Genomic DNA, 7,107 nt, shown 5'->3' with positions numbered 1-7,107 from the left:
TAAATTCAAGGGCTTTCAACAAAATTTCTTGTCCTTTCCAGCGGGTTAATCGCCCGGGCAGCAGAATAACGAAATTTTCTTTTGGGATTTCCCAATCAGATTTGAGCTGGTTAATTTGACCGGCCGACACCAACAACGGATCGAATGAATCCGTATCGATCCCCTCTGGGATGATGGAGATCTTTGGTTTTAGGTGCCCATGCTCCTTTTCAATATGGCGTGCAATATAGTGGGAAATTGCAATGACGTGGTCACCGCGCGCCATAATCGAATTATAAAATCGCTTGATGCGACCCGTGCTGTTGTAAACGCCATGATAGGTCGTAATAAGCGGAATCCCAAGGGTCCTGGCGGCCCAAAGGGCGCTCCAACCGGGGGCCCGTGATCGCGCATGAATTAAATCAATCTTGTGATCCTTGGCCGCCTGCGTGATTAATGCCTTGTTCCGAAGCAGCGCCAGTGGATTTTTTTGATCCAACGGCATGGTGATATGAATCCCCCCAAGCTTTTCTAACAAAGGTACCAGTGCGCCGCCAGATGACGCCACACAAGTATCAATCAAGGGTTGCACATTCCACCCCCCCACTTTTTAAAGCCGGCAGGACCTGAAGGATTTTTGGGAAGTTAGACATTTATGCACCAGGGCTTTGCTATCTAGGGGGTTGAGGTAAATCATCATCAGAGGAATCGCCATTCAGTATTATCCTACAATCTTCACCCCGAAGCGAGGGCGGAACCATATCGGAAGGACAACGATGACCTGGAGTAATCTCCACTATCATCGGCCCTTGCTTAGCGTTACTATGTATTCGACCAAGATTATGCCGCCCATCATCTGGGGACAAATTCCGAGCACGTCTTGCCGAAATTGACGAATATATTGGTCCATATGATGGCAATTCTTGGCGACGCCCCGCAGCATCACCAAACATTGACCGATTTGTTCTGTGCCTGAAAAAGTCACAACCGAAGGCTGCTGAATCTAGCATACCCTGTGATAATTCCAAAGAACGCAGACTAAAAGGATACAGACTGTCATTGCCACCTGAATCCATATCGATCACACTTGGTGTAGATTCGGCGGTGGTAATTATTTGCGTGATAAATGAAAAGACACTAGTGTTGCCGGTTGATTCGTTACGGCTATTTTCACTCGAAACTGATTTCACATCGCCCCGTGGACCGACAAGGGGGCTGGATCCAAATCCTGCCGGCGCTAATTCTTGGCTACAGGACGATGAACTACAATCCCCCACAGATACCAGGGAAAGCAGATTTAATCTACACGCTAACTCAGCCCCATCTTCGGATGCAGAACATGCCGGTAAAAAATCAAAAAAAGAAAATAATAAAACTGTGACCAGGCATTTTAGCACGCAAGTAATCCTATAAAAAATATGTAACCCGGGCTCAACATAAGAAAATCCAAAAAACCTTATCAGGGCTGGTATTTTAAGGTCTGGATTGCTTTGTCGGGTTTTACCCTCCGCGCAAAGACGTCGTTGCGAGGAGCGTAAGCGACGAAGCAATCCAGAAGCACCCTAGATAATTCAAGCATTTTCCAGCCGCTCTTACGGCGAACTCGGATTAAGTAAATTAGCAAATTCATCCAATGCGAGAATTATGCATAAAAAAACCCGCTCACGAAAGAACTTTCTCAAGTAAGCAGGTGGTATTGGTCAAACGAAAATCGTTTATACTGAAAATACTAAGCCTTTGTTGTGAACTTAGAGGCTGCCTCTTTGATTCCCTCTACGCTTTCACTGACATGACTTTGAACGGCATTATAAAGCTCACCATTTGATTTGGCGACAAGATTTGACATGTTTGTTGCATGGTCAATTGCGCGACTGACCGATTCTTTCATTTTGCTCAATTGATTTTTCAATTGATCCTGGGGGTTACCCACAACATCACGCATCATGCTGTTCATGTCTTCGAATGACTGGCGAACAAACTGGCTTTGGTGCTGTGCGATTGTTTTGATGGCTTCGACTGCGGCTTTGTTAACATCAGTCATAGCATCGACATTTTTACGGTGATGATCCATAACACTTTCCTTGTCAAAATAAGGAACCTTAATGCTAGAAGCAAAAGATTGAAAAGCCTCTGATGGATTGCTAAACGCAGAAAATGGATTTGATTGACCCGAGGTTGAGCCAGATCCAAAACGAGAGCTGCTGCTGGATTGAGACCCTGACTGACCCCCTGGTTGGCCCCCTGGTTGAGATTTTGATTCTTTTGCTGATTCGAATTCTGGCTGCTTTGATGACTGTGACACGGGATAACTCCTATAAAATTTTAATCAAATTAATTACATACGCTATTTTAGGCCCCGTCAACACCAGACTGCGCCCGAACGAAAATTACCGGGGAAGCCTTATGGTAACCCTTAATCCCCCCAAGGGTGATTCCCCAAGGTAAATCCGACCCCCATGGCTTTGAACAGCATCCTTCGCAATACTCAGCCCAAGCCCCACCCCGCCATCCTCTAAATTACGAGAGGCATCGACGCGGTAAAAAGGGCGAAAGACGTTTTCTCGCTCGGATACTGCTATGCCGGGCCCGTCATCATCAATTGTAAGCAGTATGTGATTTTTTTTCTCACAAACATCAATGATGACTTTTCTAGCGTAACGTTTTGAATTTAACAACAAATTGGTTAAGGAACGGTTAAAGAGATGGGATTTTAAAAATATCTTTATGTCATCGTGGCAATTCAAAAAAACAGATAACTGATCAGTTTGATGAACGCGAATAATTTTTTGCAGAAACGGATACAAAAGCACGGGCTGGCTCCTCTCGGCATCTGTACCTCTGGCATAGATCAGAAACCCCTCCACCATCCCCTGCATCTGAACGACATCCTCCTGCAGGGATTTTGTTTCTTCGGTTGGGGTCATCATCGCCAACTGCAATTTTATTCGCGCAAGGGGCGTGCGCAAATCATGGGAAACACCCGCCAGCATTTCCAATCGTTCGCTTAATTGCCGCCTTAGGCGATCCCGCATCAACTGAAAAGCAACACCAGCTTTTCGAACCTCTGTTGCGCCCTCTGGATTAAAAACAACGGTATCATCCCCCTTGCCAAAACGATCCGCAGCCTCCGCAAGGCGACGAATGGGTCGAATCTGATTGCGCATAAAAATGGATGCCACTATAAACAACAGCAATGCCGATACGGTTGTCCAAATAATAACCAACGGCGTTGTCCGGCTAAACAATCGCTTTCGGGACAGCTGAACCTTTAAAACACCCTTTGTTGATGCAATATGAATGTTGATAAAATTACTGTCCATGCGCACGTAATAAGGCTGCTTTATCTTTTCCTTTAGTGCGCTATCTAAATATGTATACAACCACGTTTGGCGATGGATGCCCGTTTGTTCCAAAACCTCATGAGGCGACAATTTGATACTAAGACTAAGGTCTCGTTCCGCCAATTTTCTGATGTGGGGAAAGCTGTCCTCCCGCTCGACAGAATCCAAAACAAAAGCAATGTCCCCGGAAATTGTGCTGGATAATAAACGCAGAATCGTTTCCGTGTGGCGGTCAAAAAATATATACCCCAAAACAAATTGAACCAAAATCAGCGGCGTCACCAAAATGATTAATGACCGTCCAAATAAGCTTTGCGGCAGGATTTTTTTTACAAACTGAGATACTTTTAATTGCGGCGCCTTTAGTTGGGACATAGGGTGTATCCAATGTGTCTAATCGTTTGAATTGTCTGTGGTTGGCGCGGGTCATCCCCTATTTTCTTTCTAAGGCGCGTTATTTGTACATCAACAGTTCTATCGCTGACTTTATGGCCAATACGTTGCGCTAAATCCTCCCGGGAAAAGGGTTGGTTGGGACTTTGGGCCAGGGTCCGCAACAAAATTTGTTCGGTGGAGGTTAAATAAACAAGGTCGTCGTCCTTTGTTAATCGTCCGGTCTGGACACAAAACGCATAGTCATTCAGCCGCAGTCGTTCCATGGAAACGGACGGCGCCGGGGCAAACCGTCGAATGATCGCCCGAATGCGAGCCAGCAATTCTTGGGGTTCGAACGGTTTTGTGATGTAATCATCCGCCCCCAGGTTTAGGCCTGTGACTTTATCCTCTAACTGATCCCGGGCTGTTAAAAACAAAATGGGCATCGCGCATGTCAATCGCAAACTTTGGATCAGTTCCGTCCCTGTTTCCCCCGGCATCATCACATCCAGAATAATCCCATCAAAACGATGGCAGGCGATATTGGACCGCGCCTCTGCCGCATTGGCGGCCGCCAACACGCGAAACCCATTGTCGGATAAAAATTTAACCAGCAAATTGCGTAATTTCGTATCGTCATCCACAACTAAAAGCAGGGGTTTTTGATCAATCAAGGGTTCAGTCATCATCGCTTTACCATCAGATATTTTTGTGACTAGACCATTTCAGATGATTTTATGGATGGCCACGTTTCGCTTCGCTCACTCGCCATGACGTCATGGCGAGGAGGGCAAGGCCCGACGTGGCCATCCATAAAATTTCCAGGAAATGACCGAGAATGGAACAAGGTTTTTAGAAATTCTTACATCGAACTCAGGTTAGTTAACTGCATATTAACACTTTATTGCCATAGTTTAAGAAAGAAAAGACCAAATCGGATGAGATTTTTCTTGGAAAATCACCCGGGACAAACACGCACAACCAATGGGGAAATAGAATGAGCAAGATGAATAAGGTCATAGCATTAGGGGCGATTTTGTTATGTGGAACAAGTATGGGTTGGACAACTCATGATGGTGCATTTTATAGACGCATGCCCATACAGACACCGCCAGTTAAAAACCAAATTATGAATAATACTCCACAGAAAAATGACAAGGAGCCAAGTGAAAGCGATTCCAAATATGATAGTGATAGCTCCTCCGAATCTAGTGGTAGCTCCACATATACTTCCCCCCGTTCGAACCATAGAAGCGCATCGAGCTCTCTATCCAGCACTCCAGAGAAAAAACCACTCACAAGGGATACCACCGCTACGATGACGAAAAATTTACTTCCCATGGCAGCGATCCATCCCAAATCAGCAATTCAAGCAAATGACAACCCAATCCCAGCACCCCGATCCACAGGGATTTGTGGGTCCAGATCATAAGGAACCAGGTGATTTAATTCACAAAAATTTATGTCTGTCTGCTCTTGAGTTTTGTGAAAAACCAAGGTAGACTTTAGTATGTTTCGATATTTTAAAAAGGAAAAGTTTAATGAGTGATATTAGTTCCCGCATCAAAAAAATCGTTGTAGACCATCTTGGCGTAGAAGAATCCAAAGTTGTTGACAGCGCCAGTTTCTCTGACGACCTTGGGGCTGACAGCTTGGACCAAGTCGAACTTGTCATGAAATTCGAAGACGAATTCGGATGTGAAATCCCCGATGAGGCTGCTGAAAAATTGACAACGATTAAATCAGCCATTGATTATGTCGAGGCTCATTTGGCCACAGAAAAGCCAAGCAACTAGGCATATATTATTGCATAGACTGATTTTGTTCTAATTTAAGGAAATAGAAAATGCATCACGAAAGACGTGTCGTCGTAACGGGTATTGGGGCTGTAACACCTTTGGCAGACGGGGCAGAACCCAGCTGGAAAAGGCTCATAGCCGGCGAGTCCGGAATTCGCGCCATCACGTCGTTTGATGTCAGCGATATGCCCGCCAAAATCGGTGGGCAAGTCCCATCCCTGGGTGACAATCCAGTGGATGGTTTTTCTGCTGATAAATATCTTCCTTTAAAAGAGCAACGAAAGATGGATCTTTTTATCTTGTATGGCATCTCTGCAGCCATACAAGCCGTCGAAGACTCCGGATGGATGCCAACAGATGATGAATCACTGGAAAGCACCGGGGTTATGATTGGTTCCGGCATTGGCGGGATCGAGGAAATCTATCGAACAACACAAACATTAATTAACCAAGGTGTACGACGGGTTAGTCCATTCTTTATCCCGGCATCATTGATTAATTTGGCATCCGGCCATGTATCCATTAAATACGGATTCAAAGGGCCCAATCATTCTGTCGTGACAGCCTGCGCAACAGGTTCACACGCCATTGGGGATGCATCACGAATCATTAAATTTGGCGATGCTGATGTTATGATTGCTGGTGGAACAGAGGCAGCCGTGGGACGCATTTCCATGTCTGGTTTTTGTGCTGCACGCGCATTATCAACAAGCTTCAACGACAACCCAACGATCGCATCACGCCCATGGGACAAAGACAGGGACGGTTTTGTCATGGGAGATGGCGCAGGTGTTGTTGTGCTAGAGGAATACGAACACGCAAAACGTCGTGGCGCCAAAATTTATGGCGAAATAATCGGTTACGGTATGTCTGGTGACGCCCACCACATCACAGCCCCGGCTGAGGATGGAAGCGGTGCCTTTCGCGCCATGCGTGCCTCGCTCAAAAATGCAAAAATAAGCTCCGATGAAATCGATTATATTAATGCCCATGGCACATCAACCCCCATCGGGGATGCGATAGAAATTAAAACTGTCAAACGTCTTTTTGGTGATCATGCTTATAAATTGGCAATGTCATCAACAAAATCATCGATTGGACATCTTTTGGGGGCAACAGGCGCAGTCGAGGCAATTTTTTCCTTGCTAGCCATGCGTGACGGCATTTTGCCACCAACGTTGAATTTGGACAACCCATCAGAAGGATTCGATCTTAACCTGGTTGCCCACAAGGCGCAGGAAAGAAACATCACAACACTTATGTCAAATTCTTTTGGTTTTGGGGGAACAAACGCATCCCTTATTTTCAGGAAGATTTAGCCGCGTCCGTTTATCTGCCAAAATAGACAATAAAAAACTTGATTTCCTGGTGGGGAAAGTTGAGAATATCAAATCTAGGTGGCCGGATGATCGCTGGAACTTTTTTGTTCTGGAGGAAAGTCCGGGCTCCACACAAACAGGGTGCCGGATAACGTCCGGCGAGGGTCGCCCCAAGGCGATCTTTAGGGAAAGTGCCACAGAAAATAAACCGCCTATCTTCGCTCGCGCGGAGGCAGGTAAGGGTGAAAAGGTGTGGTAAGAGCACACCGCGTAATTGGTAACAAAAGCGGCACG

The 7,107-nt window shown here is 45.8% G+C and carries 7 protein-coding genes and 1 other RNA gene; 3 read left to right on the top strand and 5 right to left on the bottom strand.

Annotated elements, in window-relative coordinates; translation table 11 throughout:
* The 5 genes from NTX76_01670 to NTX76_01650 form a co-directional block, all read right to left on the bottom strand.
* A partial coding sequence (locus NTX76_01670; GenBank protein ID MCX7337977.1) for a glycosyltransferase occupies positions 1-562 on the bottom strand: 562 nt, incomplete at its 3' end.
* An 88-nt stretch (positions 563-650) separates the two neighbouring features.
* A complete protein-coding gene (locus NTX76_01665; protein ID MCX7337976.1) occupies positions 651-1,376 on the bottom strand; it encodes a hypothetical protein in 726 nt (241 codons plus the stop codon).
* Positions 1,377-1,708: 332 nt separating this feature from the next.
* Positions 1,709-2,281, bottom strand: coding sequence for a phasin family protein (locus NTX76_01660; protein ID MCX7337975.1), 573 nt, complete (start codon positions 2,279-2,281; stop codon positions 1,709-1,711).
* A gap of 85 nt (positions 2,282-2,366) precedes the next feature.
* The gene (locus tag NTX76_01655; GenBank protein MCX7337974.1) at positions 2,367-3,695 is read right to left on the bottom strand and encodes an ATP-binding protein; all 1,329 of its coding nucleotides are present in this window, start codon (positions 3,693-3,695) and stop codon (positions 2,367-2,369) included.
* Positions 3,683-4,384, bottom strand: a complete 702-nt coding sequence (locus NTX76_01650) for a response regulator transcription factor (protein ID MCX7337973.1) — start codon at positions 4,382-4,384, stop codon at positions 3,683-3,685. The genes NTX76_01655 and NTX76_01650 overlap by 13 nt, the downstream gene beginning before the upstream one ends.
* An 852-nt stretch (positions 4,385-5,236) precedes the next feature.
* Between NTX76_01650 and NTX76_01645 the strand changes: the two genes are divergently transcribed.
* From NTX76_01645 to rnpB, 3 genes are all read left to right on the top strand, one after another.
* On the top strand, positions 5,237-5,491 hold the full coding sequence (locus tag NTX76_01645) for an acyl carrier protein (protein MCX7337972.1): 255 nt from the start codon (positions 5,237-5,239) through the stop codon (positions 5,489-5,491).
* Positions 5,492-5,541: 50 nt separating this feature from the next.
* Entirely contained in the window at positions 5,542-6,813 is a 1,272-nt protein-coding gene (gene fabF / locus NTX76_01640) for a beta-ketoacyl-ACP synthase II (GenBank protein MCX7337971.1), read from the top strand.
* Positions 6,814-6,887: 74 nt separating this feature from the next.
* Positions 6,888-7,107, top strand: an RNA gene (gene rnpB, locus NTX76_01635) — RNase P RNA component class A; the annotation flags it as partial.

Source organism: Alphaproteobacteria bacterium (genome assembly GCA_026400645.1).
GTDB lineage: Bacteria > Pseudomonadota > Alphaproteobacteria > Paracaedibacterales > CAIULA01 > JAPLOP01.
This window is presented reverse-complemented; position numbering and strand designations above follow the sequence as displayed.